The sequence below is a fragment of the Aggregatibacter segnis ATCC 33393 genome (genome assembly GCF_900476035.1).
Classification (GTDB): domain Bacteria; phylum Pseudomonadota; class Gammaproteobacteria; order Enterobacterales; family Pasteurellaceae; genus Aggregatibacter; species Aggregatibacter segnis.
The window spans coordinates 220466-246038 of sequence record NZ_LS483443.1 but is presented as its reverse complement, the minus strand read 5'-3'; the positions used below and the strand labels follow the sequence as shown (position 1 = coordinate 246038).

Sequence of the window (25573 nt, the reverse complement as noted above, 5' to 3'; positions counted from 1 at the left end):
GAATTTACTATGAATCAGTCATTATTATCCCAATTCGGCACTGCAGAAGAACGTGTTATTAACGCGATCAATACCTTTAAACAAGGTCATGGCGTGCTTGTTCTTGATGATGAAGATCGTGAAAATGAAGGCGATCTGATTTTCCCGGCAGAAACCATTACTCCCGAACAAATGACGATGTTAATTCGTTATGGTAGCGGTATTGTGTGTTTATGTATCACGGATGAATTGTGCCAACAATTAGCCTTGCCACCGATGGTGTCTGATAACACCAGCGTGAATAAGACGGCGTTTACGGTGACGATTGAAGCGGCGAAAGGCGTGTCCACCGGTGTTTCGGCAGCAGATCGCGTGACAACGATTAAAACAGCGATTGCCGATGGCGCAAAACCGGCAGATTTACACCGTCCGGGTCATGTGTTTCCATTACGTGCGGCAAATGGTGGTCTGCTAGAACGTCGCGGGCATACAGAAGCGTCAGTTGAATTAGCTCGTCTTGCCGGCTTTAAACCTGCCGGGGTGATTTGTGAAATCACGAATGATGACGGCACTATGGCAAGAGCACCACAGATTGTTGAATTTGCGAAAAAGTTTGGCTACGCAGTGGTGACAATTGAAGATTTAGTTGAGTATAAATTACAACAAAATTTGTGATGAATCTTTGATGGAAAGTGCGGTGGGTTTTAGAAATGTTTTTAAAATCAACCGCACTTTTGTTTTGGGTTATTTTCCTTTTTTCACCCAATAGCGATAAGGCATTTGATCGGTTTCACTATGTAGCAAAGTATGATCCATAAATTGGCAGAAACTAGGAATATCCCGAGTCGTTGCCGGATCATCAGCAAGCATTAGCAGTACGTCGCCTTCTTGTAAATGGCGAATATGTTTGCGTATCAACATGACCGGTTCCGGGCAACGTAAGCCAATCGTATCAAGTGTTTGGGTGATTTTGATATTATCCATCTTTGTTGTTTATTAGGAAAAATTACGGGATATAATACAGAAAGTATGATACAAAATCAGCAAAATTCCTTAAGCGCATCAAACGTATGATTGAATACCGAATTCCCAAAAGTGCGGTAGATTTTTCCGAAGAAATTAAAAAAAGCCGTTTTATTACTTATTTGCAACATACGGAAGGTTTAGAGCAAGCAAAAGCGTTCTGGACGGAAATTAAGGCATTGCATCCAAGTGCGCGTCATTGGTGTTGGGCAGCTGTTGCCGGTAGTCCGAATGATTCTCAACAATTTGGATTTTCTGATGATGGCGAACCGAGCGGTACTGCCGGAAAACCGATGTTAGCCGCGTTGCAAGGGAGTGGATTGGGTGAAATCAGTGCGGTGACGGTGCGTTATTATGGCGGTATTTTGTTGGGCACCGGCGGATTGGTTCGCGCTTATAGTAGTGGGGTTCAACAAGCATTAAAATTGTTGGAAACTGACATGAAAGTGAACTATGCACATTATGAAGTGCGGTGCGATTATCCACAGATTAGCGGACTGCAGGCGTTATGTGAGCACCATGCGGTGTTGATTTTGGAACAAGATTTTCAGGCTCAGGTTAGGTTACGTTTGGCGATTCGCCCCGATAAATTCGCATTTTTTCAGCAAGCATTAACGGAACGATTCGCAGGGCAGTTAGGTTTAGTAAAAATAGAATAAGAGAGATTTTTAGTGCATTTTTTATCCATTTTACGCATCGTCGGAATTTTAGTGATGTGCTTTTCCTGCACTATGTTATTGCCTGCATTTGTTGCGTTATTATACGGTGACGGCGGCGGTAAAGCCTTTATTCAATCCTTTGTGATGAGTGCGATTGCCGGTGCGATTCTTTGGTGGGCCTGTCATGAACATAAGGAAGAATTGCGTTCGCGGGAAGGTTTTTTAATTGTTGTGGCTTTTTGGGTTGTTATGGGAAGCCTCGGTGCCATTCCTTTTATTCTCTCTGATAATCCGGATTTAACGGTATCTTCCGCCTTTTTTGAAGCTTTTTCCGGTTTAACAACCACCGGCGCAACAAATATTGTTGGGTTAGATAATCTGCCGAAAGCGATTTTGTTCTATCGCCAGTTATTACAATGGCTTGGTGGAATGGGGATCATTGTATTAGCGGTGGCGATCATTCCTTTATTAGGCATCGGTGGTATGTCTCTTTATCGGGCGGAAATTTCAGGGCCGCTTAAAGAAAACAAAATGCGTCCACGTATTGCCGAAACAGCTAAAACTTTGTGGCTTATTTATGCTTCTTTAACTCTACTTTGTGCCTTTGCCTACTGGCTCGCGGGCATGTCACCTTTTGATGCGATTACCCACAGCTTCTCTACCGTTTCTATCGGTGGTTTTTCGACACATGATAGCAGTATGGCGTATTTTAATAGTCCGGCCGTCAACCTTATTACCGTTGCTTTTTTACTGATTTCTGCTTGTAACTATGCGCTGCACTTCAATGCGTTTTCTAATCTTGGTAAACGGAATATTTTTGTGAGTTATTTTCGCGATCCGGAATTTCGTTTCTTTATGTTTATTCAGATCGCTTTGGTGACGATCTGCTTTTTTATGTTATTAACCAATCATCATTTTGATGGGACTTTCAAGAATCTCGAGCAAGCTGCCTTCCAATCCGTATCGATTTCAACGACAGCAGGTTACACCACATCTAGCTTTGACCAATGGCCATTATTTTTGCCTATTCTACTTTTATTTGCTTCTTTTATTGGCGGATGTGCAGGCTCTACAGGTGGTGGTTTAAAGGTCATACGAATCTTGGTTCTTTCGCTACAAGGAAAACGTGAACTTAAACGCTTAATTCACCCGAATTTAGTGTACCCCATCAAACTGGGCAAACGAGTCCTTGATGAACGAGTGATACAAAGTATTTGGGCGTTCTTTTCTGCCTATTTACTGGTTTTTGTGGCGTGCTTACTGGGGGTTATCAGTTGTGGCGTTGAAACGTTCGATGCGTTTAACGCGGTTATTGCCTGTTTAAATAACCTCGGACCGGGTCTTGGTTCGGTGAGTAGCAATTTCGTCAGTATTCCCGATAGCGCCAAATGGATCCTCACTTTAACTATGGTTTGTGGGCGCTTGGAAATTTTCTCACTGTTAGTCTTATTTACACCGGCATTTTGGAAATCCTAATGAAAACACTTATCTTATATTCCACTCGTGATGGACAAACTAAAAAAATAGCCAACTACATTGCAGGAATTATTCACGAAAATGTTGATGTGAAGTCAATTACCGATATGTATGAGTTGGCTAATTATGATCGCATTATTATCGGAGCCTCGATCCGTTATGGGCATTTTAATAAAGCGCTTTATAAAACGTTGGAAAAACACACCGCACTTTTGAACCAAAAAACTACAGCCTTCTTCGGGGTCAATTTGACTGCACGAAAACCCGAAAAGTCGACACCAGAGACGAATATTTATGTGCGTAAATTTTTACAGCGTATCACCTGGAAACCGACAATGTCAGCTGTATTTGCCGGTGCGCTATTTTATCCACGCTACAATTTCTTTGATCGTATTATGATTCAGTTCATTATGCGAATTACGGGAGGCGAAACAGATCCAACGAAAGAGATCGAATATACGGACTGGCAAAAAGTGCGGTCATTTTCTGAGGCGTTTTTGCAGCTAAAATAAGCGAATTGTATCTTTTCTAATCTATCGATAAGAAAATGCAAAAATTTACTTGATCCATTTATCTTGAACCCTATAATACCGCTCCGCACCGCAAGGGAGAAAAAATAAATAAATTTTTTCTTGACGATAAATGGAAACTTTACTTATAATCCGCAACCTTGCTTATGCAAATGTTCTTTAACAATCAATCAGACAAACTGTGTGGGCACTTGAAGATTCGTTTTTATTATTAAGAATTTTAAAATTGAACTGAATAGTGCTACGAAAATTCGTTTATTTATATAGATGATTAATTAAGTCAGCAGTATTGAGCGATTAAACTTTTTGAACTGAAGAGTTTGATCATGGCTCAGATTGAACGCTGGCGGCAGGCTTAACACATGCAAGTCGAACGGTAACAGGAGAGAGCTTGCTTTCTTGCTGACGAGTGGCGGACGGGTGAGTAATGCTTGGGAATCTGGCTTATGGAGGGGGATAACGACGGGAAACTGTCGCTAATACCGCGTAGAGTCGAGAGACGAAAGTGCGGGACCGCAAGGCCGCATGCCATAGGATGAGCCCAAGTGGGATTAGGTAGTTGGTGGGGTAATGGCCTACCAAGCCGACGATCTCTAGCTGGTCTGAGAGGATGACCAGCCACACCGGGACTGAGACACGGCCCGGACTCCTACGGGAGGCAGCAGTGGGGAATATTGCGCAATGGGGGCAACCCTGACGCAGCCATGCCGCGTGAATGAAGAAGGCCTTCGGGTTGTAAAGTTCTTTCGGTGACGAGGAAGGCGTGATGTTTAATAGGCATCACGATTGACGTTAATCACAGAAGAAGCACCGGCTAACTCCGTGCCAGCAGCCGCGGTAATACGGAGGGTGCGAGCGTTAATCGGAATAACTGGGCGTAAAGGGCACGCAGGCGGCTATTTAAGTGAGGTGTGAAATCCCCGGGCTTAACCTGGGAATTGCATTTCAGACTGGGTAGCTAGAGTACTTTAGGGAGGGGTAGAATTCCACGTGTAGCGGTGAAATGCGTAGAGATGTGGAGGAATACCGAAGGCGAAGGCAGCCCCTTGGGAATGTACTGACGCTCATGTGCGAAAGCGTGGGGAGCAAACAGGATTAGATACCCTGGTAGTCCACGCTGTAAACGCTGTCGATTTGGGGATTGGGCCTTGAGCTTGGTGCCCGAAGCTAACGTGATAAATCGACCGCCTGGGGAGTACGGCCGCAAGGTTAAAACTCAAATGAATTGACGGGGGCCCGCACAAGCGGTGGAGCATGTGGTTTAATTCGATGCAACGCGAAGAACCTTACCTACTCTTGACATCCATGGAATCTTGTAGAGATATGAGAGTGCCTTCGGGAACCATGAGACAGGTGCTGCATGGCTGTCGTCAGCTCGTGTTGTGAAATGTTGGGTTAAGTCCCGCAACGAGCGCAACCCTTATCCTTTGTTGCCAGCGATTCGGTCGGGAACTCAAAGGAGACTGCCGGTGATAAACCGGAGGAAGGTGGGGATGACGTCAAGTCATCATGGCCCTTACGAGTAGGGCTACACACGTGCTACAATGGCGTATACAGAGGGCGACGAAGCCGCGAGGTGGAGTGAATCTCACAAAGTACGTCTAAGTCCGGATTGGAGTCTGCAACTCGACTCCATGAAGTCGGAATCGCTAGTAATCGCGAATCAGAATGTCGCGGTGAATACGTTCCCGGGCCTTGTACACACCGCCCGTCACACCATGGGAGTGGGTTGTACCAGAAGTAGATAGCTTAACCTTCGGGAGGGCGTTTACCACGGTATGATTCATGACTGGGGTGAAGTCGTAACAAGGTAACCGTAGGGGAACCTGCGGTTGGATCACCTCCTTACCAAAGATAGAATCGACTTTAAGTGTTCACACAGTTTGTTTGATGGTTGTAGACAAGGAAAGAACAAAATACTAAAGAGAAGAGAGCATCTTTATATGCTGTCCCCATCGTCTAGAGGCCTAGGACATCGCCCTTTCACGGCGGTAACCGGGGTTCGAATCCCCGTGGGGACGCCATTTAAAGATGATTTTTCATCTTTACTGTTCTTTAAAAATCTGGAAACAAGCTGAAAACGAGACTTTCAAGAAAGTCTGAGTGAGAGTGATTGATAAAAGGCGATTACTCTTAATTAACTGTTATTAATCGTAGTTGAAGTGTTTGAGGCTTATTGTTTAATGTTATTTAAATAATAAGGTAAGAATACTTGAGGTTGTATGGTTAAGTGACAAAGCGTACAAGGTGGATGCCTTGGCAATCAGAGGCGAAGAAGGACGTGCTAATCTGCGAAAAGCTTGGATGAGTCGATAAGAGGCGTTTAATCCAAGATGTCCGAATGGGGAAACCCAGTGGGTGAAGAACCCACTATCATTATCTGAATCCATAGGATAATGAGGCGAACCGGGAGAACTGAAACATCTAAGTACCCCGAGGAAAAGAAATCAACCGAGATTTTGTGAGTAGCGGCGAGCGAAAGCGAAGGAGCCTGTTAGTGATAGCGGAAGTATTAGAGGAATTGGCTGGGAAGCCAAATCGTAGAGGGTGATAATCCCGTACTCGAAAATACTTTTGTGGTACTGAGCTAACGACAAGTAGGGCGGGACACGTGATATCCTGTTTGAAGATGGGGGGACCATCCTCCAAGGCTAAATACTCCTGATTGACCGATAGTGAACCAGTACTGTGAAGGAAAGGCGAAAAGAACCCCGGTGAGGGGAGTGAAATAGAACCTGAAACCTTGTACGTACAAGCAGTGGGAGCCCGCAAGGGTGACTGCGTACCTTTTGTATAATGGGTCAGCGACTTATATTTTGTAGCGAGGTTAACCGAATAGGGGAGCCGAAGGGAAACCGAGTCTTAACTGGGCGAATAGTTGCAAGGTATAGACCCGAAACCCGGTGATCTAGCCATGGGCAGGTTGAAGGTTGGGTAACACTAACTGGAGGACCGAACCGACTAATGTTGAAAAATTAGCGGATGACTTGTGGCTGGGGGTGAAAGGCCAATCAAACCGGGAGATAGCTGGTTCTCCCCGAAATCTATTTAGGTAGAGCCTTGAGCGGACACCTTCGGGGGTAGAGCACTGTTTCGGCTAGGGGGCCATCCCGGCTTACCAACCCGATGCAAACTACGAATACCGAAGAGTGATACTCAGGAGACACACGGCGGGTGCTAACGTCCGTCGTGGAGAGGGAAACAACCCAGACCGCCAGCTAAGGTCCCAAAGTCTATATTAAGTGGGAAACGAAGTGGGAAGGCTTAGACAGCTAGGATGTTGGCTTAGAAGCAGCCATCATTTAAAGAAAGCGTAATAGCTCACTAGTCGAGTCGGCCTGCGCGGAAGATGTAACGGGGCTCAAATATAGCACCGAAGCTGCGGCATCAGACGTAAGTCTGTTGGGTAGGGGAGCGTTGTGTAAGCGGATGAAGGTTCATCGAGAGGTGGGCTTGACGTATCACAAGTGCGAATGCTGACATAAGTAACGATAAAACGGGTGAAAAACCCGTTCGCCGGAAGACCAAGGGTTCCTGTCCAACGTTAATCGGGGCAGGGTGAGTCGGCCCCTAAGGCGAGGCTGAAAAGCGTAGTCGATGGGAAACGGGTTAATATTCCCGTACTTGGATAAACTGCGATGTGGGGACGGAGCAGGTTAGGTTAGCGTGCTGTTGGATATGCACGTTTAAGTTTGTAGGTGGGAAGTTTAGGCAAATCCGGACTTCCTTAACACTGAGAGATGATGACGAGGCTCTACGGAGCTGAAGTAACTGATACCACACTTCCAGGAAAAGCCACTAAGCTTCAGGTTTATCTAAACCGTACTGAAAACCGACACAGGTGGTCAGGTAGAGAATACTCAGGCGCTTGAGAGAACTCGGGTGAAGGAACTAGGCAAAATAGCACCGTAACTTCGGGAGAAGGTGCGCCGGCGTAGATTGTAGTCCCTTGCGGGCGAAGGTTGAACCGGTCGAAGATACCAGCTGGCTGCAACTGTTTATTAAAAACACAGCACTCTGCAAACACGAAAGTGGACGTATAGGGTGTGATGCCTGCCCGGTGCTGGAAGGTTAATTGATGGTGTAATCGAAAGAGAAGCTCCTGATCGAAGCCCCAGTAAACGGCGGCCGTAACTATAACGGTCCTAAGGTAGCGAAATTCCTTGTCGGGTAAGTTCCGACCTGCACGAATGGCATAATGATGGCCAGGCTGTCTCCACCCGAGACTCAGTGAAATTGAAATCGCCGTGAAGATGCGGTGTACCCGCGGCTAGACGGAAAGACCCCGTGAACCTTTACTATAGCTTGACACTGAACATTGAATTTTGATGTGTAGGATAGGTGGGAGACTTTGAAGTAGTCACGCCAGTGATTATGGAGTCGTCCTTGAAATACCACCCTTTAACGTTTGATGTTCTAACGAAGATTGCGAAACGCGGTCTCGGACAGTGTCTGGTGGGTAGTTTGACTGGGGCGGTCTCCTCCCAAAGAGTAACGGAGGAGCACGAAGGTTTGCTAATCACGGTCGGACATCGTGAGGTTAGTGCAATGGTATAAGCAAGCTTAACTGCGAGACAGACAAGTCGAGCAGGTACGAAAGTAGGTCATAGTGATCCGGTGGTTCTGCATGGAAGGGCCATCGCTCAACGGATAAAAGGTACTCCGGGGATAACAGGCTGATACCGCCCAAGAGTTCATATCGACGGCGGTGTTTGGCACCTCGATGTCGGCTCATCACATCCTGGGGCTGAAGTAGGTCCCAAGGGTATGGCTGTTCGCCATTTAAAGTGGTACGCGAGCTGGGTTTAGAACGTCGTGAGACAGTTCGGTCCCTATCTGCCGTGGGCGTTGGAGAATTGATTGGGGCTGCTCCTAGTACGAGAGGACCGGAGTGGACGCATCACTGGTGTTCCAGTTGTCTCGCCAGAGGCATTGCTGGGTAGCTACATGCGGAAGAGATAAGTGCTGAAAGCATCTAAGCACGAAACTTGCCAAGAGATGAGTTCTCCCTGTCTTTAAGACAGTAAGGGTTGTTTAAGACTAAGACGTAGATAGGTGCGGTGTGTAAGTGTAGTGATACATTGAGCTAACGCATACTAATTGCCCGAGAGGCTTAGCCATACAACGCTCAAGTGTTTTTGGGGAGACCTGGAGCATGGAGCGAAGTAGAGTAGCAGTTAAGAGAAAGACGCAAAGAGAGAGTTGAGAGAAGGCTTGTTTTTAGATTAAGAAGACGTGAATAAGATAAGAGAGAAATCATAAAGAATATTGGCGGCGATAGTGCGGTGGGCCCACCTGACTCCATACCGAACTCAGAAGTGAAACGCCGTAATGCCGATGGTAGTGTGGGGTATCCCCATGTGAGAGTAGGTCACCGCCAAGCCTGATATGAACCCCTGATGTGAGAGCATCGGGGGTTTTTGCTTTTTACAGCATAGGAATTTTATGAGAAAAAGGCTACAATAACGCACTTATTTTAAATTCTAAGAGAAATTATGACTGCTTTAAATGTACTTATTTATCCAGAAGAACATCTGAAAGTTGTTTGCGATCCTGTGTTGAACGTAAATGATGATACCCGCAAAATTATTGATGATATGTTTGACACTATGTATCAAGAAGAAGGCATTGGTTTAGCCGCACCTCAGGTCGATATTTTACAGCGTATTATCACTATCGACATTGAAGGTGATAAACAAAATCAATTGGTATTGATTAACCCTGAAATTTTGGATGCCGAAGGTGAGACGGGCATTGAAGAAGGGTGTTTATCTATTCCGGGATTTCGCGCTTTAGTGCCTCGCAAAGAGAAAGTGACAGTAAAAGCCCTCGATCGTGATGGTAAAGAATTTACCTTAAAAGCCGATGGTTTACTGGCTATTTGTATTCAGCATGAAATTGATCATCTTAACGGTATTCTTTTTGTAGATTATCTTTCTCCGTTGAAACGTCAACGCATCAAAGAGAAGCTGATGAAAGTGAAAAAACAAATGGAAAAGCAAAAATAATTGTGAATCCTCCAGAAGTGCGGTAATTTTTAGCCGCACTTTTATTTATCTATGACGTAGAACATTATGAAACCACTCAATATTATCTTTGCCGGCACGCCGGACTTTGCTGCACAGCATTTACAAGCTTTACTCAATTCTTCCCATAACGTTATTGCCGTTTACACCCAGCCGGATAAACCTGCCGGGCGTGGTAAAAAATTGCAAGCCAGCCCTGTGAAACAGTTAGCCGAGCAACATCAGATTCCTGTCTATCAACCGAAATCCTTGCGGAAGCCTGAAGCACAATCAGAATTGTGTGCGTTGTATGCAGATGTCATGGTCGTAGTGGCTTACGGTTTGATTTTGCCTCAAGCCGTTTTGGATGCACCAACCTATGGTTGCTTAAATGTGCACGGTTCTTTGTTGCCGCGTTGGCGTGGTGCCGCACCGATTCAACGATCAATTTGGGCAGGTGATACACGGACCGGTGTCACGATTATGCAGATGGATGCCGGGTTGGACACAGGCGATATGTTGCACAAAGTGTATTGTGATATTTTGCCGACAGAAACGTCCACAAGCCTTTATAACAAACTGGCAGAGTTTGCGCCGTCGGCGTTAATTGATGTATTGGATAATTTAGGAACCGGTAAATTCACCGCGGAAAAACAAGATGACACCCAAAGTAATTATGCTGACAAACTTTCCAAAGAAGAAGCCAAGTTAAATTGGCAGCTATCGGCTGCGCAGTTGGAACGCAACATTCGCGCATTTAATCCTTGGCCAATGGCTTATTTGGAATTAATGGATGGACAGAATAATCCGCAAACGCTGAAAGTGTATCAAGCAACCGTGTTGCCCCATGTGAATAAAACACCGGGGACGATTTTAGCGGCTGATAAACAGGGTATCCAAATCGCGACAGCGGATGGCGTACTGAATTTATTGCAATTACAACCGGCGGGTAAGAAACCCATGTCGGCACAGGATCTATTAAACGGTCGTGCCGATTGGTTCCAAGTGGGTAAGGTGCTGGCCTAATGGAAAAACAATACTCATCTAAAAAAATACCGCCAAAAACAACCGCACTTTCTACGCGTGCAATGGCGGCGAAAGTGATTTTGCAAGTATTGGATGAAGGGAAATCCTTGTCTACGTTGATACCGGAAGCGCAATCTTCGGTGAAAGCGCAAGATTTACCTTTGTTGCAAGAAATTTGTTTCGGCATATGTCGCGTACTGCCTCGTTTGGAACAAATTATCAAACGCCTTGTGGATAAACCACTTAAAGGCAAAACGCGCATTGTGCATTGTTTGCTATTGGTCGGTTTATATCAGCTGCTTTATATGCGAATCCCTGCGCATGCTGCGGTAGATGAAGTCGTGAATGCAACGAAATCTTTAAAATCCGACAGTTTTCGTGGTTTGGTGAATGGGGTGCTGCGTCGATTTTTGCGTGAACAAGATGATATTCTTGCGATTGTGGATAAACATTGGCAAACGCTGCATCCTGATTGGTTTGTGAATAAACTGAAGAAGAGTTATCCGAACTGGCGCGAGATCATTGACGCCAATAATCAAAAGCCACCCATGTGGTTACGGGTGAATACGCAAAAAAACAGCTTGGAAACTTACCGCACTTTATTAGCAGCGCAGCAGACGGAAACACAGGTAACGTCTCATCCGCAGGCGCTGGGTTTAACTCAGCCGACCGCCGTGCAAAATTTACCGTTGTTTGCCGAAGGTGGTGTGACAGTTCAAGATCTTCATGCACAATGGGCGGCGTTATTATTACAGCCACAAAATCATGAGGTTATTTTAGATGCCTGTGCGGCACCGGGCGGCAAAACCACCCATATTTTAGAACTGGCGCCGCAGGCTGATGTGATGGCGTTGGATGTGGAAGAAAACCGTTTGCAGCGCGTGAAAGAAAATTTAGCACGGATGCAACAGCAGGCGACAGTCGTGTGCGGTGATGCGGCGAATCCACAAGCATGGCTAGACAAATTGGGCAAAAGTGCGGTGCGTTTTGACCGCATTTTATTAGATGCACCTTGTTCCGCCACCGGGGTAATTCGCCGTCATCCGGATATTAAATGGTTACGTAAAGAGGCTGATATCAAGCAGTTAGTCGCTTTGCAAGGGCAGATTTTGGATGCATTGTGGCATTATTTGAAACCGAATGGGGTATTGTTGTATGCAACCTGTTCTGTGCTTGCAGAAGAAAATAGTCAGCAGATTGAGCGCTTTTTGCAAAATACGCCTGATGCGCAATTGCTCCCGTTGGATTTACCGCCTGATGTACTTGAGCGTAATCAAAGTGCGGTTGGTTTTCAGTTTATTCCACAAATTGACGGTGGCGATGGTTTTTATTACGCGAAATTGGTGAAACGTCAGGGTTAACGTTAGCCATGGAGAGAATCAAATGAAGATAATTATTTTAGGCGCAGGACAAGTCGGTTCTACCTTGGCAGCCAATTTGGTCAGTGAAGACAATGATATTACTTTGGTTGACGATGAATCCTTGCGTTTGGAGCATTTACGCGATAAACACGATTTGCGCGTGATGCAAGGGTTAGCCTCTTCGCCAAAGATGTTGCGTGATGCCGGTGCGCCGGATGCGGATTTATTAATTGCGGTGACCAGTTCTGACGAAATTAACATGGTTGCCTGCCAAATTGCGTATACCTTGTTTAATACGCCAACTAAAATTGCCCGTATTCGTAATAGTGAATATTTGAAGGAAAAAGAGAAATTATTTTCTGACGAGGCGTTTCCTATTGATCACATTATTTCACCGGAAAATTTGGTGACGCAGGATATTGTTCGTTTAATTAGCTATCCCGGCGCATTACAAGTGGCGCATTTAGCGAAAGATAAGATCAGTTTGGTTGTGGTGAAAGCCTATTACGGCGGCCCCTTGGTTGGTTATTCGATTTCTACGCTGAAAGAACATTTACCGCATATTGATTGCCGTATTGTGTCGATTTTGCGCCAAGATAAAGTGATTCGCCCACAAGGCTCAACGATTATTGAAGCCGGTGATGAAATTACGTTTATTTGTGCCACCGTGCACATTAAAGCGGTAATGAGTGAGCTACAACGCCTCGAAAAACCCTATAAGCGCATTATGATTGTGGGTGGAGGAAATATCGCCACCGGTGTAGCGAAGTTGTTAGAAGAGCATTGCACCGTGAAACTCATTGAGCGTAATGCTGAACGGGCGTCGGTCCTTGCGGAAAAATTATCAAAAACGTTGGTGTTCAACGGAGATGCGTCCGATCAATCTTTGCTGTTTGAAGAGCACATTGAAAATATCGATGTATTCCTTTCCCTTTCAAGTGATGATGAAGCCAATATTATGTCGGCGTTATTGGCAAAACGGCTTGGCGCGAAAAAAGCTATGGTGTTGATCCAACGCATTGCGTATATCAATTTGATTCAAGGCGGTACCATTGATATTGCGATTTCTCCACAGCAAGCCACTATTTCTGCGTTGCTTGGGCATGTGCGTAAAGGGGATGTGGCAAATGTCGTTTCTTTACGTCATGGATTAGCGGAGGCGCTTGAAATTATCATTCATGGCGAAGAAAGTAGCTCTCATGTTATCGGTCGCATGGTTAATGAATTAAAAATGCCTACCGGTGCGGTGATTGGCGCTATCTTACGAGGCAATGATGTGTTGATTGGGGATTCAAGAACCGTTATTCAAGCAGGCGATCATGTTGTGGTGTATTTAAGTGAGAAAAAATATATTTCTGATGTGGAGAAATTATTCCAACCAACCGCATTTTTTATTTGAATAAAAATTGTTATTTCTGCGCAAACTCACTATAATGTGCGCCTTTTTTAACCAATCGGCAAATGTTTTGTCGTTGATTTTTTGACTTATCTTAGGAGAGCGTCTATGAGCTTTATTAAAGAATTTCGTGAATTTGCCATGCGTGGCAATGTTGTTGATATGGCAGTCGGTGTGATCATCGGTGGTGCATTCGGCAAAATCGTCAGTTCATTAGTGGCAGATGTTTTTATGCCGGTATTAGGTATTTTAACCGGTGGGATTGATTTTAAAGACCTTAAACTCACCTTAGCAGAAGCGGCTGGCGATATTCCGGCGGTGACATTAAATTATGGTGTCTTTATTCAAAATGTATTTGATTTTATCATCATTGCGTTTGCAATTTTTATGATGATTAAAGCATTGAACAAATTGAAGAAACCAGTCGAAGCAGTCAAAGAACCTAGCGCTGAAGAAAAATTATTGACTGAAATCCGCGATTTACTTAAAAAATAATTTTTATTAGATAAAATCTTCTCCTTGTGAGAAGATTTTTCTTTTTATTCCTGTATCATATCCGCACTTGTCCCTTCCCACTTTTTGCAAGGAAACATTATGAGTCATTTAGACGAATTAAAAGCTGAGACCCGCGAAATTATTACCGATTTGTTAAATGACGGTAGCGATCCGAATGCGTTGTATATTATTGAACATCATATTTCTCACCATAATTTTGATAAATTAGAAAAAATTGTTATGGATGCATTTAAAGCCGGCTATGAGGTTTCTGAGGCGGAAGAATTTGAAGAGGAAAATGGCAGCGTATTGTTCTGCTGCGATATTATCAGCGAAGTGGAGCTCAAACCTGAAATCATTGATGCCCAACAAAAAGAATTACTGCCGTTAGTAGAAAAATATCAAGGCAGTTATGACGGTTGGGGAACCTATTTTGAAGATCCGAATGCGGATGACGATGAATATGGTGATGACGGTGAATTTTTTGACGAAGACGATGACTTAGATGATGATGAGGATATCGTTAAACATTAAAAAACAATCTGAAAATCGACCGCACTTTTGTATATAGGAGACACTCATGAAATTAAAACATTTTGCTTTAGTACTTTTGCCTTTAAGCATGGCTTTGGCTGCCAATGCAGAAACAAAATCTGCTGATGAGACGGAAAAAAATGTGATTTCTTTTAGTACGGAAGTTACTAAGGACGTGGATTATGATGTCATGGAAGTGACGCTTTTCGTCAAAGAAGAAAATAAAAACTTAAAAGAATTAAATCAAACCATTAATCAGAAAGTGAATGCCGCGCTAGAGGTGCTTAAAAAACAAAGTGCGGTGGAAGTTAAGAAAAATACGCGTAGCACACAGGTGCGTTATGACAGCAAAGGTAAGCAGTCCGGATGGATTGAACGAGCCGATTTAGTGTTGGAAAGTAAGGATTTTGTGGTGTTGTCTCAAGTGATTTCCGACTTAAATGACACTTTCGCCATTACCGATGTTGTTCAGAAGCTATCAAAAGAAGCCGCTGTAAAATTTGAAGATGAAATGATTAAAAGCGCTTTAGCACAATTCCAGCACAAAGCGCAGTTGATCCAAACTTCACTGAATGCTAAAGGCTATGAGGTGGTAAATTTGAATCTGGATAGCCGAAATGAAATGCTATATTTTGACAGACGTATGATGCCAGTTGCCAAAATGAACTCTTTCTCTTCAGAGGCAGCTGATGAAGTGAATCTGGATAATAACGGTAAAGCGGAATTAAAAGCCTCAGTGAGTGCACAGATTAAGTTATTAAACTAATCCCTTTTTCCCGAATGAGATTTTTTATAAAATGACAACGCTTTTCTGCGGTTAAGATTGACGCAGAAATTCCCCTTTGAACAAATGAGGTAAACAATGAAAGTTGCAAAAAATGTGGTGGTAAGCATCGCTTATCAAGTTCGTACCGAAGATGGTGTATTGGTGGATGAAGCACCTGCGAATCAACCGTTACAATATTTACAAGGTCATAATAACCTTGTGATCGGTTTGGAAAATGCCTTAGAAGGCAAATCTGTGGGCGACAAATTTGAAGTTCGCGTGAAACCGGAAGAAGGTTACGGCGAATACAACGAAAATATGGTGCAACGCGTACCAAAAGATGTTTTTGTTGGCGTGGAAGATTTAGAAGTCGGTATGCGTTTCATTGCAGATACGGATATGGGGCCATTGCCGGTAGTGATTACTGAAGTGGGCGATACAGATGTTGTTGTTGATGGCAACCATATGTTAGCCGGTCAAGAATTACATTTCACCGTGGAAGTAGTGGATACCCGTGAGGCGACATTGGAAGAAATCGCACACGGTCATTTACACCAAGAAGGCGGTTGTTGTGGCGGCCACGACCATGATAGCGATGAAGAAGGTCATGGTTGCGGTTGTGGCGGCCATCATCACCACCACCATCATCACGACCACGATCATCAGCACGAAGGTTGCTGTGGCGGTCATGGTCACCATCATGATGACGATCATCACCATGGCGGTGGTTGCGGCTGTGGCGGCAAACACTAAAAATGTCCATAAAAAAGACCGCACTTCAATGCGGTCTTTTGTTTTTATGCTCGTTTATTTTGCGCTAGCCTTTTTCAAGACTTCGTACATTGCATCTTTCAAACGTAGTTTTTCCTTTTTCAACATTTCCACTTCATTGTGCGTACCCAATTCAATATTGGATTCGATGTTTTTAATACGTTGGTCTAGTTCATTATGTTTATCAAATAAATTTGCAAAATAAGCATCTTCAACTTTCAGTTTGGTAATTAGATCTCTAAATTCTGGAAACATAGTGGAAATACCTCATTATAAATTTTACATGGCATAACGGCAGTTATGCTGGCATTATCTTACCGAATTCGCAGCGAAATAAACGTGCGAGAGATCACAAAATGCATGTATCAAATTAACATTTCTATCACAAATGATGTGTTTGACGAATTTTGGTTAACAAGGCATCGCAACATTGATCGAGCAAGGCATAAGTTTGCTGAAAGTTCTTGGTGTACCAAGGATCCGGAATGTGATCGATGCCTAAATCAGGACAAAGTGCGGTGATTTGAAACTGTTTTTCCGGATGATGTCCAAATAGCTTTTCCAAATCCTGTAAATTTTCATTGTCCATGGCAATCAGATAATCAAAATCCGCCCAATCTTTTGACCGCACTTTACGGCTGACAAAATCATTCGACGCGATTTTATGTTGATCCAGTATGTCGGCCGTGCCACAGTGCATGCCTTCACCGTCGTGCCACCCGGAGGTGCCGGCGCTGGCAGTCAGGATTTTATGTTGCAAATGGGCTTGTTTGATTTTTTCCCGCATGACGTATTCTGCCATCGGGGAACGGCAAATATTGCCTAAACAGACGAAAAGGATGTTGATTGGTTGCATTTTTTTCTCTCTCAAAAGTCATAAAAAAAATCCTCATGGCGAGGATTTTTGTTGAAGGAATTAACAGGTTCCCCATAAATCGTATTCATCAGCATCCGTAATATGCACAGAAATCACGTCGCCAATATTGACCGCACTTTGGCTTTGATTGTCTACATACACCAAGCCATCAATTTCCGGCGCATCCGCCATGGAACGACCAATAATGCCTTCTTCATTGATGTCATCCACAATCACTTTTAACGTTTTGCCGATTTTTTGTTGTAAGCGAGCCGCGGAAATGGCTTGTTGGAGTTGCATGAAACGATGATAACGTTCTTCTTTCACGTCTTCCGGTACTTGATCCGGCATATCTGTCGCCGGCGCACCTTCTACCGGGCTGAATTTGAAACAGCCCACGCGGTCTAGCTGTGCTTCTTTCAAGAAATCCAACAGCATTTGGAAATCTTCTTCTGTTTCCCCCGGGAAACCAACGATAAAGGTGGAGCGTAAGGTTAATTCCGGGCAAATCTCACGCCATGTTTTAATGCGCTCTAAAGTGCGGTCGATTTTGCCGGGTCTTTTCATGGCTTTCAGAATTTTCGGGCTGGCGTGTTGCAACGGAATGTCCAAATAAGGCAACAGCTTGCCTTCCGCCATCAGTGGAATCAATTCGTCCACATGTGGATACGGATAAACATAGTGCAAGCGAACCCAAATGCCCAAATTGCCTAATTGGCGACACAAGCTGATTAAATTATTTTTAATCGGCATACCGTTCCAGAAGACGGTTTTATTTTGGTTTTCTTTGGTTTGGTCTAAGGCATAAGCGGAGGTGTCTTGGGACACGATTAACAGCTCTTTTACGCCGGCATCCACCAAACGTTTGGCTTCATCCAAAACTTGAGTAATCGGACGGCTATCCAAATCGCCCCGCATGGACGGGATAATACAGAACGTGCAACGATGGTCGCAGCCTTCGGATATTTTTAAATAGGCGTAATGTTTTGGTGTAAGTTTCACACCTTGTGCCGGCAGCAGGCTTTCATACGGATTATAAGCCGGTTTCGGTACGTATTTTTGTACCTGATTCATCACGGTTTCATAACTGTGCGGACCGCTGATTTCTAACACTTTTGGGTGAACTTGGCGAATTTGATCTTCTTTTGCGCCAAGGCAGCCGGTCACAATCACTTTACCGTTTTCTTCTAACGCTTCGCCAATGGCTTCCAAAGATTCTTGTACGGCGCTGTCAATAAAACCACAGGTATTCACGATCACTAAATCGGCATTTTCATAGCTTGGAATAATGTTATAACCGTTGGAACGTAATTCCGTCAGAATACGTTCTGAATCCACTAAATTTTTCGGACAGCCAAGGCTGACAAAGCCGATGTTTGGGGTAGAACTCATAAATTTTCTCAAAAAGTCTATCGCGGGTAATAAAAAAGGGGCTAATTCTACCTTTTTTTGTACAAAAAGGCGACAGTGAAATACCAATAAAAATCGGGTTTTCACGTTTTGCTTTCCGTGCAACGGCTTTTCATTTCAGCGGAATCCGCTATAATGTGTGCCGTTTTTTAGCCCTTAAAAAACATAACCTATTTTCATTCATAAGAGGAAAAATCATGGCAAAACAAAAACATGCCTTGCAGACACCGCCTCAAAATTCGCAAGGAACGATGACCTATCAGCATCAGCGCGGTGTGATTAAAGAGAATGCAATTCAAGCATTATTACACGATAAACTCTTTCGCCAACGTGTTGAACGAAATAAGAAAGGCAAAGGCAGCTATCAACGTCAAGCGAAACACGCAAATCGCTATTACGAAAAGCCCGATAATAAGATTTCTATGATAAGAGATTTTATTATCGGGCTTTTTTCTACTCGTAAAGTTTATGTAATGTATTGATATGAATGAGGTTATTATGACAGTGAAAACAGAAATTTTATTTAACAACACATGGAACGTCAGAATCAGCGATCCGGGCGAAGAAGGCGCGAAAAGCCACTTTTTTGAGACTATTTATGTGACCTTAGAAGCGCACATCAACGGCAATGAAACAAACTATACCTTTACCCGCAAAGTGGAAGACCAAATTAAAATCAAAAAAGACTTCACCGATTTGGATGAATTATTCATTTATTTAAGCGAGCAAATCTCTCCGGTGGCATTAGGACATTTGGGGATTAAAATTGGCAATTTAGGGCTTGCGAAAGATTAACCAATAAAAAATAAACCCGACGTAGAATCGGGTTTATTTTTGTCCGCTTACACGATCAAGTGCGGTTACAAAATCCAACGGATTTTTAACGGTGTTTTTATAAAATTGCTAACACACTTTCCGGCGGGCGTCCGATTTTGGCTTTATTGCCGTTTACCACAATCGGGCGTTCCAATAATTCAGAATGTTGTGCAATGGCATTGAGTAAATCCTGTGCTGTTAGGCTTGGATTATCTAACCCCAAGGTTTTATAGAGTTCAGCTTTGGTTCGCATCATTTGGCGAATATCCGTAATACCCAATTTATCCGCAATGCTTTGTAGCGTTTCAACATCGTAGTTGTGTTGTAAATACAGTTCGATGGTCGGTTGAATATGATGGCTTTCCAACAAGGCTAATGTTTCACGGCTTTTGGAACAACGAGGGTTGTGGTAGATAGTAATCGACATAGAAATTCCTCCTGCTTAATGTGTGCTTTGCATAGATTTTACCTTATAATCAGGCAGGTTTTATAGAGGAATCAAACATGATTGAGATGTTTAAAAGTTGGTATAACCGACGCTTCACTGATCCGCAAGCCATGGGATTGGCGGCGATTTTGCTGTTCGGTTTCGTGTCCATTTATTTTTTTAGCGACCTTATTGCGCCGTTGTTGGTGGCGATTGTGTTGGCCTATTTATTGGAATGGCCGGTACGCTTATTAAATGAAAAATTGAAGTGTCCCCGCTTAGTGGCTGCGATGTTGGTGCTAGGCAGTTTTATCAGCTTGGTTTTTGTCGTTGTATTAGTTTTGATTCCGAATTTATGGGCACAGTTAGCGAATTTATTAAGTGATTTACCTCACATGTTTAATCGCTTTAACGAGTGGTTTTTATCTTTGCCGGAACGCTATCCGGAACTGATTGATGCACAAACCGTGGAATCTATTTTCGGTACGGTAAAAGAGAAAATTCTCAGTTTGGGTGAATCGGCATTAAAACTCTCTCTGGCATCTATCATGAACTTGGTGACGCTTGGGATTTATGCTTTCTTGGTGCCGTTAATGGTGTTTTTCCTACTTAAAGATAAACGCCAGCTGATTGATGGCGTCAGCCGTTTCCTGCCACGTAATCGCACACTTGCTTCAAAAGTGTGGGTGGAAATGCAGCAGCAAATTGCCAATTATATTCGTGGGAAATTGCTCGAGATTTTAGTAGTGACCGCAGTTACTTACGCCATCTTCTTAACTTTCGGCTTGAATTATCCGTTGCTATTGGCTGTGGCGGTTGGGTTTTCCGTCTTGGTGCCTTACATTGGGGCGGTATTAGTCACCATTCCGGTCGTGTTAGTCGCGATTTTCCAATTTGGCGACACTCACACATTCTGGTATATTTTGATTGCTTTCGTCGTTTCCCAATTATTAGACGGAAATCTCCTTGTGCCGTTTTTATTTTCCGAAGTCGTCAACCTCCACCCGTTAATTATCATCATCGCCGTGTTGATTTTCGGCGGTTTATGGGGCTTCTGGGGCGTTTTCTTTGCCATTCCACTGGCAACCCTCGTGAAAGCGGTGGTCAATGCCTGGCCTTCCAATGAAACGCTTTAAAAGGGTGAGATTGTCACCGTAAAAACGTTAGAAAAAAAGACCGCACTTTGGGTTTAAAAGTGCGGTCTTTTTTCATGTTAAATTTTACTTCTTTTGATAGCACCAGCGTCTACGCTGGTGCTGTTTTCAATAGGTGCGTGCACCACGGAGGACGAACTGCTATTTCTAAATCTCTTGCCCTAGTTTCTCAGAAGCGCGTTTTCTAAAGGCATCAAGAGTCGATCTCACACTTTCCTCGTCATACATTTCAGATAAATCTAAAGATTCTCCATAGATTTGGTATTCAATTTCACCTGATTTATCTTGATAGTGAGTAACTGTTCCAAAGTCTGGGTATTCTATATTCCACCACACATCACTATACCAGTCCTTTTTTCTCTTATGCTTTTGGCATTGATAAATATAGATGTGGATCTCACTTTTACTGTCAATAGGGGATAGCTCTCCGTCGTTATCTTCATCAGAGGCTATGACTATACTAAAGGCTAAATCATTTGGCTTAATGTGATTTTGCCATTCTTCACCAGCTGGAATGCTACGAGTTTTATGCAGTAATAAGGTTAAGTTCATCATTGGTAAAAATCGCCAACCAATACCATCCTCAATATTATAAATTTTATAAAGGGAACGTGGATCGCAATAGTTTGGAATTGAGTGGTGATAATGTTCAATATCTAGTTCTTTTTTTATGAAGGTAATTAATTCAATAATTCTTTGTTGATAATCAGCTAGAAATCGATAGGCCTTTCTGACATCTTGTAGAATAAGGTTCATATCATTTTTGTTCATTAACATTCTCCTAGAAAAGAGGGAAATTTTTCATGTGTTAAATTAATGGGTTTTAATTGAACCCATGTGTTTTTTTGCTTAATTAATTGAGGGTATTCAGTATAAGTGATCTTTTGTTCTTTTAATTCGTTTAGCCATTGGTAAGGTTTATAACGAATATCATGCCAATTGTAAGCCTCCCTAATATCGCTAAGTAGTCTTTGTAGAGATTGAGCTTTGTCTTCTTTTATAGTTCGCTCTAAAGTCAAATAAATGTCTTGCCAGCTTTTAATATATAATTGATAAGTGATTTCAAGATTTCTAGCTTGTAGTATATCGTCTATTTGTTTCTTTAATTGTTTCTTGTTTTTGGCGCTATATTCATACATTCCACCAACAGTTAGTAAAATAGGATCGTTTATTTCATTGTTATAAGCAGCCTGAATTTCATTAGCAAGTTGATACGCATATTGTTGCTGGGTATTATCGTATCGTTTGGCTTCGACAATAATGGTTTGTTGCATTTGATTAAATAAGACGACATCGGGCTCGATTTTGGCGTTATTTATTTCCCAATATGGCCAGAATTCTATTTCGTATAAGTGACCAAAATCATAACCATTAAGAAGATTTTGAATAAATCGGTTAAATACTTCATCGGGTAAATAAGCTATTCTTTCAAAAACACTTGATGTCAAAATATCCTCGGCTCCTTGCGTTTCTCCTATTTTTAATCTGGTTCCGGCTAGTCCACTACCTGTCTTCTTCCCATGTAATATTGCTGACAGCATTTATTCTTCCTTATATAAAAAATTTACTGCATACAACGGCAAATTTACCCTCAATTAGGTTCTTTATAATCCACTATGGAAAACCTTTACGCAACCATACAAAATACTTTTTCTAATGAGAAAATGCCACTTTATTACTTTTTTCTAAGGAAAGTGAAATTCACTCAAAAAACGACCGCACTTTAAACTTAAAATTGCGGCCTTTTTTACGCTGAATTTTAATTAGGTTTACTTCCCAAACACACGATTTAACACCAATGCAATACCGTCTTCGTTATTCGTGGCGGTGACTTCTTTTGCCGCTTGTTTGATGGCATCGGGGGCGTTGCCCATGGCGATGCTAAGGCCGGCGTATTGCAACATATCCAAGTCGTTAAAATTGTCGCCGAAAGCGATAACTTGTTCGGCACTAATGCCCAAATGCTGTTCCATAAATTGAATGGCTTTTGCTTTGGTCGCGGCAGAGTTCATGATTTCTAAATATTCGTCTTTGGAGCGGTGAATACTTAAGTGTGGTAGGGCTTGTTTCAGTACGGGTTCTACCGTTTGGATTTCTTCGGCGCTGCCCATGACTAATATTTTGTGTACATCCGTGAGGTTGCCTTGCAGCAACTTGGCGCTTAAGCCCGTAATTTCGCTTTCTTGCTTGATCCAATTATTGTTCACATCATTACAAAACCAATCCAAACCGGCGTAGTAGCTGATGGAAAGGTGCGTAAAATCGGCTAAAAGCGCGTTGAGTTTTTGTAAGTCCTGGGGTTCTAAAGTCACGCTATAAAGTGCGGTCAGATTTTTATCTAAAATTAATGCGCCGCTGTAACAAATCATACCATGTTGTGCCCCAGAGTTGTTCTGTGTAAGGCGTAATGGCGTAAGGCGGACGGGCGGAAACAGGAATAAACGGAATGCCTTGTTTTAGCACATTCTTAATCGCTTCTTCCGTTTTTGGTGTGATCTGATGTTGGCTGTTGAGCAGTGTGCCGTCAAATGGAGAATGCTAAAATTATGATGATCAAGTGGTATGAGAAGTGTGTTTTTTTATACAAAAAAATATAAATGAAACGTGAATTAATAGGGTGAAATCTTAAGGAAATTTTGTGAAATTGTTGCGATTTCAGCAAAAAAAGAGCGGAGATTACTCCGCTTGATATAATCGATAACTCACTTGACCGCTGTCTTTTTGTTTTAATACATGCCAGTTTTCCGGTACGTTCGGTTCCTTGCCTTTTTCCGTTTCCACATAAATCAAGGCTTGCGGACGCAGCCAGTTGTTTTGCGCTAATAGAGCCATGGCTTGCTCGGCTAAATTAAAATGAAAGGGCGGATCGAGAAAGACCACATCAAAGTGCGGTTGATTTTGTGGCTGATTTAAAAAGTGCAAGCTGTTTTGATTGACGACTTGCGCGCGATCGGCACATTTTAAGGTTTGAATATTCTTGTTTAACTGCTGCGCCACGGCTTTTTCCAATTCCAGAAATGTCACCTTTGCCGCTTGGCGCGAAAGCGCTTCAAAGCCAAGAGAACCGCTACCGGCAAACCCGTCTAAGCATTCACTGTCAACGATATAAGGCATGAGCCAATTGAATAGGGTTTCTTTTACACGATCTCCGGTAGGGCGCAAGCCTTGGGATGGCAGCACCGGTAATTTTCGTCCGCGCCATAAGCCGGCGATAATGCGTACTTCGCCTTTCGTGCTTTGTTGTGTTGTTGCTTTTTTCATATAAATCGGCAGGAAAATGATGTGTTTTTTTGCTAGAATGAGCGGCATTTTATCAAGTTTAAACAAGAGTGGGCAATTTATGTCAGATGAAGAGAAAAAAGGCGGATTTTGGTCTTGGTTCGGATTAAGCAAAAATAAACAAGGAGAATCAACGGAACCGAAAGAACCGGAGTCAAAAGAACAGCTCCCTAATGAATCTGAAGTGCAAGAAACGGCAGAAAAAACGACCGCACTTTTAGATAAAACTGCGCGCGAAAATCCATCAACAGAAGAGACATTGATGGCGCAAGCGTCCACGCTTGTGCCTGAACTTCATGAAGCTCAATCTGAAATAACGCAATCGGAAGAAGATGGGGCACACGCTATGAAGCGTGCGCCATCGGTTGAACAAGCTTCTACTATGCCTGCGCCTGAAAGCCATGATGTTCAAGTAGAGATCTCTCAAGAGGAAAACCCAGCGGCACAAGCATCGACGCTTGTGCCATCAGATGAGTCAACTCAATCTATTGAAGAAACGCTGGAAAATTCAACCGCACTTTCTGAGAGCGAAGCAGACGTACAAGCCGAAAGAGCGGTGAATATTGAAGATGAATCTGTTGTTGAAGCGGAAGAATTCGAAGAAGAAAGCGCCGTTGCCGACATCGTAGAAACACAGGAAAAACCAAGCGAGGGTGGTTTTTTTAGCCGATTACTCAAAGGCTTGGTAAAAACCAAACAAAACATCGGGGCAGGCTTCCGCAGTTTCTTCCTCGGTAAAAAAATCGATGATGAATTGTTTGAAGAATTAGAAGAACAACTTCTCATTGCCGATATCGGCGTGCCGACTACCACAAAAATTATCAATAACTTAACGCAACATGCGACCCGTCAGCAGTTACAAAACGCAGATACCTTATACCAACAACTTAAATTGGAAATGGGCGAGATTTTAAAACCGGTGGCGCAACCATTACGCATTGATGGCAGCAAAAAGCCTTATGTGATTTTAATGGTGGGGGTGAATGGCGTAGGGAAAACCACTACCATCGGCAAACTGGCGCGTAAATTCCAAATGGAAGGCAAATCTGTCATGTTGGCGGCGGGTGATACTTTCCGAGCCGCCGCAGTAGAGCAGTTGCAAGTGTGGGGCGAGCGTAATCATATTCCGGTTGTGGCACAAAGCACCGGTTCCGATTCTGCATCGGTGATTTTTGATGCGATGCAATCGGCGGCAGCGCGCAATATTGATGTGCTTATTGCCGACACCGCCGGTCGTTTACAAAATAAAAATAACTTGATGGACGAGCTGAAGAAAATCGTGCGCGTGATGAAAAAATACGATGAAAGTGCACCGCATGAAATTATGCTCACCCTGGATGCGGGCACCGGTCAAAATGCCATTAGCCAAGCTAAGTTATTTAACGAAGCCGTTGGGCTTACCGGCATTAGCTTAACCAAATTGGATGGTACCGCCAAAGGCGGCGTGATTTTTGCTATCGCCGACCAGTTTAATTTGCCGATCCGCTATATCGGCGTAGGTGAAAAAATTGAAGATTTACGCGAATTTAACGCAGAAGAATTTATTGACGCTTTATTTGCTCATGAAGAGGAATAAAGTGCGGTTCAAAAATGACGTGTTTTTTAGAGAA

Annotated in this window: 24 protein-coding genes, 1 tRNA gene, 3 rRNA genes and 1 pseudogene; 20 read left to right on the top strand and 9 right to left on the bottom strand. The window is 43.3% G+C overall.

The genetic code is table 11. From position 1 onward, the window contains the following. Nucleotides 1-9 precede the first annotated feature (9 nt). Nucleotides 10-654 (top strand): 3,4-dihydroxy-2-butanone-4-phosphate synthase, encoded by a 645-nt coding sequence (ribB, locus tag DQN58_RS01250; protein WP_006719524.1) that lies wholly within the window; start codon nucleotides 10-12, stop codon nucleotides 652-654. 69 nt (nucleotides 655-723) lie between these two features. On the opposite strand, the gene tusA is transcribed toward ribB, so the two are convergent. Continuing rightward, nucleotides 724-963 carry a sulfurtransferase TusA gene (tusA, locus tag DQN58_RS01245; protein WP_006719522.1) on the bottom strand — a complete coding sequence of 80 codons (240 nt, stop codon included), beginning with the start codon at nucleotides 961-963 and terminating at the stop codon, nucleotides 724-726. A gap of 86 nt (nucleotides 964-1049) precedes the next feature. Here tusA and DQN58_RS01240 point away from each other — a divergent pair, with 86 nt between their 5' ends. The 15 genes from DQN58_RS01240 to slyD all read left to right on the top strand — a co-directional run bounded on the left by DQN58_RS01240 (nucleotide 1050) and on the right by slyD (nucleotide 16003). Further along, a complete protein-coding gene (locus DQN58_RS01240) occupies nucleotides 1050-1661 on the top strand; it encodes a YigZ family protein (protein ID WP_006719521.1) in 612 nt (203 codons plus the stop codon). 12 nt (nucleotides 1662-1673) lie between these two features. After that, on the top strand, nucleotides 1674-3137 hold the full coding sequence (locus DQN58_RS01235; protein WP_032998005.1) for a TrkH family potassium uptake protein: 1464 nt from the start codon (nucleotides 1674-1676) through the stop codon (nucleotides 3135-3137). Further along, nucleotides 3137-3649 (top strand): menaquinone-dependent protoporphyrinogen IX dehydrogenase, encoded by a 513-nt coding sequence (hemG, locus tag DQN58_RS01230; protein ID WP_006719519.1) that lies wholly within the window; start codon nucleotides 3137-3139, stop codon nucleotides 3647-3649. Before DQN58_RS01235 ends, hemG begins: the two co-directional genes overlap by 1 nt. 326 nt (nucleotides 3650-3975) lie before the next feature. Continuing rightward, nucleotides 3976-5515: ribosomal RNA gene (locus DQN58_RS01225) — 16S ribosomal RNA — on the top strand. A gap of 100 nt (nucleotides 5516-5615) precedes the next feature. After that, a tRNA-Glu gene (locus DQN58_RS01220) sits at nucleotides 5616-5691 on the top strand. Between the two features lie 200 nt (nucleotides 5692-5891). Beyond that, a 23S ribosomal RNA gene (locus DQN58_RS01215) occupies nucleotides 5892-8788 on the top strand. A 146-nt stretch (nucleotides 8789-8934) separates the two neighbouring features. Next, nucleotides 8935-9050 (top strand): 5S ribosomal RNA (rrf, locus tag DQN58_RS01210). The 16S, 23S and 5S rRNA genes sit together here with 1 tRNA gene alongside, the layout of an rRNA operon. A 112-nt stretch (nucleotides 9051-9162) precedes the next feature. Further along, nucleotides 9163-9675: a peptide deformylase gene (gene def, locus DQN58_RS01205; RefSeq protein ID WP_006719518.1), complete on the top strand. Its 513-nt coding sequence runs from the start codon at nucleotides 9163-9165 to the stop codon at nucleotides 9673-9675. Between the two features lie 66 nt (nucleotides 9676-9741). Further along, the gene (gene fmt / locus DQN58_RS01200) at nucleotides 9742-10698 is read left to right on the top strand and encodes a methionyl-tRNA formyltransferase (RefSeq protein ID WP_006719517.1); all 957 of its coding nucleotides are present in this window, start codon (nucleotides 9742-9744) and stop codon (nucleotides 10696-10698) included. Next, nucleotides 10698-12059, top strand: coding sequence for a 16S rRNA (cytosine(967)-C(5))-methyltransferase RsmB (rsmB, locus tag DQN58_RS01195; protein ID WP_006719515.1), 1362 nt, complete (start codon nucleotides 10698-10700; stop codon nucleotides 12057-12059). Before fmt ends, rsmB begins: the two co-directional genes overlap by 1 nt. 22 nt (nucleotides 12060-12081) lie before the next feature. Continuing rightward, nucleotides 12082-13458 carry a Trk system potassium transporter TrkA gene (gene trkA / locus DQN58_RS01190; RefSeq protein WP_006719514.1) on the top strand — a complete coding sequence of 459 codons (1377 nt, stop codon included), beginning with the start codon at nucleotides 12082-12084 and terminating at the stop codon, nucleotides 13456-13458. A gap of 105 nt (nucleotides 13459-13563) precedes the next feature. After that, nucleotides 13564-13950, top strand: a complete 387-nt coding sequence (mscL, locus tag DQN58_RS01185) for a large-conductance mechanosensitive channel protein MscL (protein WP_006719513.1) — start codon at nucleotides 13564-13566, stop codon at nucleotides 13948-13950. Nucleotides 13951-14049: 99 nt separating this feature from the next. Further along, on the top strand, nucleotides 14050-14484 hold the full coding sequence (gene rraB, locus DQN58_RS01180; protein ID WP_006719512.1) for a ribonuclease E inhibitor RraB: 435 nt from the start codon (nucleotides 14050-14052) through the stop codon (nucleotides 14482-14484). A 46-nt stretch (nucleotides 14485-14530) separates the two neighbouring features. Further along, nucleotides 14531-15250 carry an SIMPL domain-containing protein gene (locus DQN58_RS01175; RefSeq protein ID WP_006719511.1) on the top strand — a complete coding sequence of 240 codons (720 nt, stop codon included), beginning with the start codon at nucleotides 14531-14533 and terminating at the stop codon, nucleotides 15248-15250. Between the two features lie 96 nt (nucleotides 15251-15346). Beyond that, nucleotides 15347-16003 carry a peptidylprolyl isomerase gene (gene slyD, locus DQN58_RS01170; protein ID WP_006719510.1) on the top strand — a complete coding sequence of 219 codons (657 nt, stop codon included), beginning with the start codon at nucleotides 15347-15349 and terminating at the stop codon, nucleotides 16001-16003. A 54-nt stretch (nucleotides 16004-16057) separates the two neighbouring features. On the opposite strand, the gene DQN58_RS01165 is transcribed toward slyD, so the two are convergent. The 3 genes from DQN58_RS01165 to rimO all read right to left on the bottom strand — a co-directional run bounded on the left by DQN58_RS01165 (nucleotide 16058) and on the right by rimO (nucleotide 18269). Next, on the bottom strand, nucleotides 16058-16276 hold the full coding sequence (locus DQN58_RS01165; protein ID WP_006719509.1) for a YdcH family protein: 219 nt from the start codon (nucleotides 16274-16276) through the stop codon (nucleotides 16058-16060). 127 nt (nucleotides 16277-16403) lie between these two features. Further along, entirely contained in the window at nucleotides 16404-16877 is a 474-nt protein-coding gene (locus tag DQN58_RS01160) for a low molecular weight protein-tyrosine-phosphatase (RefSeq protein WP_006719508.1), read from the bottom strand. Between the two features lie 60 nt (nucleotides 16878-16937). Further along, nucleotides 16938-18269, bottom strand: coding sequence for a 30S ribosomal protein S12 methylthiotransferase RimO (gene rimO, locus DQN58_RS01155; protein WP_032998004.1), 1332 nt, complete (start codon nucleotides 18267-18269; stop codon nucleotides 16938-16940). 215 nt (nucleotides 18270-18484) lie between these two features. Between rimO and DQN58_RS01150 the strand changes: the two genes are divergently transcribed. Further along, nucleotides 18485-18769, top strand: coding sequence for an alternative ribosome-rescue factor A (locus tag DQN58_RS01150; RefSeq protein WP_006719506.1), 285 nt, complete (start codon nucleotides 18485-18487; stop codon nucleotides 18767-18769). Between the two features lie 16 nt (nucleotides 18770-18785). Continuing rightward, nucleotides 18786-19082: a DUF5377 family protein gene (locus tag DQN58_RS01145; RefSeq protein ID WP_032998003.1), complete on the top strand. Its 297-nt coding sequence runs from the start codon at nucleotides 18786-18788 to the stop codon at nucleotides 19080-19082. Nucleotides 19083-19179: 97 nt separating this feature from the next. On the opposite strand, the gene arsC is transcribed toward DQN58_RS01145, so the two are convergent. Further along, the gene (gene arsC / locus DQN58_RS01140; protein ID WP_006719503.1) at nucleotides 19180-19530 is read right to left on the bottom strand and encodes an arsenate reductase (glutaredoxin); all 351 of its coding nucleotides are present in this window, start codon (nucleotides 19528-19530) and stop codon (nucleotides 19180-19182) included. Between the two features lie 77 nt (nucleotides 19531-19607). On the opposite strand from arsC, the gene DQN58_RS01135 reads away from it, so the two are divergent. Further along, nucleotides 19608-20666: an AI-2E family transporter gene (locus tag DQN58_RS01135; protein WP_006719502.1), complete on the top strand. Its 1059-nt coding sequence runs from the start codon at nucleotides 19608-19610 to the stop codon at nucleotides 20664-20666. A 165-nt stretch (nucleotides 20667-20831) separates the two neighbouring features. On the opposite strand, the gene DQN58_RS01130 is transcribed toward DQN58_RS01135, so the two are convergent. The 4 genes and pseudogenes from DQN58_RS01130 to rsmD form a co-directional block, all read right to left on the bottom strand. Continuing rightward, nucleotides 20832-21455, bottom strand: coding sequence for a hypothetical protein (locus tag DQN58_RS01130; RefSeq protein WP_032998002.1), 624 nt, complete (start codon nucleotides 21453-21455; stop codon nucleotides 20832-20834). Beyond that, nucleotides 21455-22225: a hypothetical protein gene (locus DQN58_RS01125; RefSeq protein ID WP_006719500.1), complete on the bottom strand. Its 771-nt coding sequence runs from the start codon at nucleotides 22223-22225 to the stop codon at nucleotides 21455-21457. The genes DQN58_RS01130 and DQN58_RS01125 overlap by 1 nt, the downstream gene beginning before the upstream one ends. Nucleotides 22226-22453: 228 nt before the next feature. Then, nucleotides 22454-23201: pseudogene (locus tag DQN58_RS01120) on the bottom strand (Cof-type HAD-IIB family hydrolase). A gap of 159 nt (nucleotides 23202-23360) precedes the next feature. Next, nucleotides 23361-23945: a 16S rRNA (guanine(966)-N(2))-methyltransferase RsmD gene (gene rsmD / locus DQN58_RS01115; RefSeq protein ID WP_032998204.1), complete on the bottom strand. Its 585-nt coding sequence runs from the start codon at nucleotides 23943-23945 to the stop codon at nucleotides 23361-23363. Between the two features lie 79 nt (nucleotides 23946-24024). Here rsmD and ftsY point away from each other — a divergent pair, with 79 nt between their 5' ends. Next, the gene (ftsY, locus tag DQN58_RS01110) at nucleotides 24025-25539 is read left to right on the top strand and encodes a signal recognition particle-docking protein FtsY (RefSeq protein WP_032998203.1); all 1515 of its coding nucleotides are present in this window, start codon (nucleotides 24025-24027) and stop codon (nucleotides 25537-25539) included. The last annotated feature ends 34 nt before the right edge of the window (nucleotides 25540-25573 follow it).

Coding starts and splice junctions, on each gene's coding strand:
- DQN58_RS01175 (WP_006719511.1), top strand. CDS start 14,531: ATGAAATTAAAACATTTTGCTTTAGTACTTTTGCCTTTAAGCATGGCT.
- rimO (WP_032998004.1), bottom strand. CDS start 18,269: ATGAGTTCTACCCCAAACATCGGCTTTGTCAGCCTTGGCTGTCCGAAA.
- rraB (WP_006719512.1), top strand. CDS start 14,050: ATGAGTCATTTAGACGAATTAAAAGCTGAGACCCGCGAAATTATTACC.
- DQN58_RS01165 (WP_006719509.1), bottom strand. CDS start 16,276: ATGTTTCCAGAATTTAGAGATCTAATTACCAAACTGAAAGTTGAAGAT.
- ftsY (WP_032998203.1), top strand. CDS start 24,025: ATGTCAGATGAAGAGAAAAAAGGCGGATTTTGGTCTTGGTTCGGATTA.
- DQN58_RS01160 (WP_006719508.1), bottom strand. CDS start 16,877: ATGCAACCAATCAACATCCTTTTCGTCTGTTTAGGCAATATTTGCCGT.
- def (WP_006719518.1), top strand. CDS start 9,163: ATGACTGCTTTAAATGTACTTATTTATCCAGAAGAACATCTGAAAGTT.
- fmt (WP_006719517.1), top strand. CDS start 9,742: ATGAAACCACTCAATATTATCTTTGCCGGCACGCCGGACTTTGCTGCA.
- rsmB (WP_006719515.1), top strand. CDS start 10,698: ATGGAAAAACAATACTCATCTAAAAAAATACCGCCAAAAACAACCGCA.
- rsmD (WP_032998204.1), bottom strand. CDS start 23,945: ATGAAAAAAGCAACAACACAACAAAGCACGAAAGGCGAAGTACGCATT.
- arsC (WP_006719503.1), bottom strand. CDS start 19,530: ATGTCGATTACTATCTACCACAACCCTCGTTGTTCCAAAAGCCGTGAA.
- DQN58_RS01125 (WP_006719500.1), bottom strand. CDS start 22,225: ATGCTGTCAGCAATATTACATGGGAAGAAGACAGGTAGTGGACTAGCC.
- slyD (WP_006719510.1), top strand. CDS start 15,347: ATGAAAGTTGCAAAAAATGTGGTGGTAAGCATCGCTTATCAAGTTCGT.
- DQN58_RS01130 (WP_032998002.1), bottom strand. CDS start 21,455: ATGAACAAAAATGATATGAACCTTATTCTACAAGATGTCAGAAAGGCC.
- tusA (WP_006719522.1), bottom strand. CDS start 963: ATGGATAATATCAAAATCACCCAAACACTTGATACGATTGGCTTACGT.
- ribB (WP_006719524.1), top strand. CDS start 10: ATGAATCAGTCATTATTATCCCAATTCGGCACTGCAGAAGAACGTGTT.
- hemG (WP_006719519.1), top strand. CDS start 3,137: ATGAAAACACTTATCTTATATTCCACTCGTGATGGACAAACTAAAAAA.
- trkA (WP_006719514.1), top strand. CDS start 12,082: ATGAAGATAATTATTTTAGGCGCAGGACAAGTCGGTTCTACCTTGGCA.
- DQN58_RS01240 (WP_006719521.1), top strand. CDS start 1,050: ATGATTGAATACCGAATTCCCAAAAGTGCGGTAGATTTTTCCGAAGAA.
- mscL (WP_006719513.1), top strand. CDS start 13,564: ATGAGCTTTATTAAAGAATTTCGTGAATTTGCCATGCGTGGCAATGTT.
- DQN58_RS01145 (WP_032998003.1), top strand. CDS start 18,786: ATGACAGTGAAAACAGAAATTTTATTTAACAACACATGGAACGTCAGA.
- DQN58_RS01150 (WP_006719506.1), top strand. CDS start 18,485: ATGGCAAAACAAAAACATGCCTTGCAGACACCGCCTCAAAATTCGCAA.
- DQN58_RS01135 (WP_006719502.1), top strand. CDS start 19,608: ATGATTGAGATGTTTAAAAGTTGGTATAACCGACGCTTCACTGATCCG.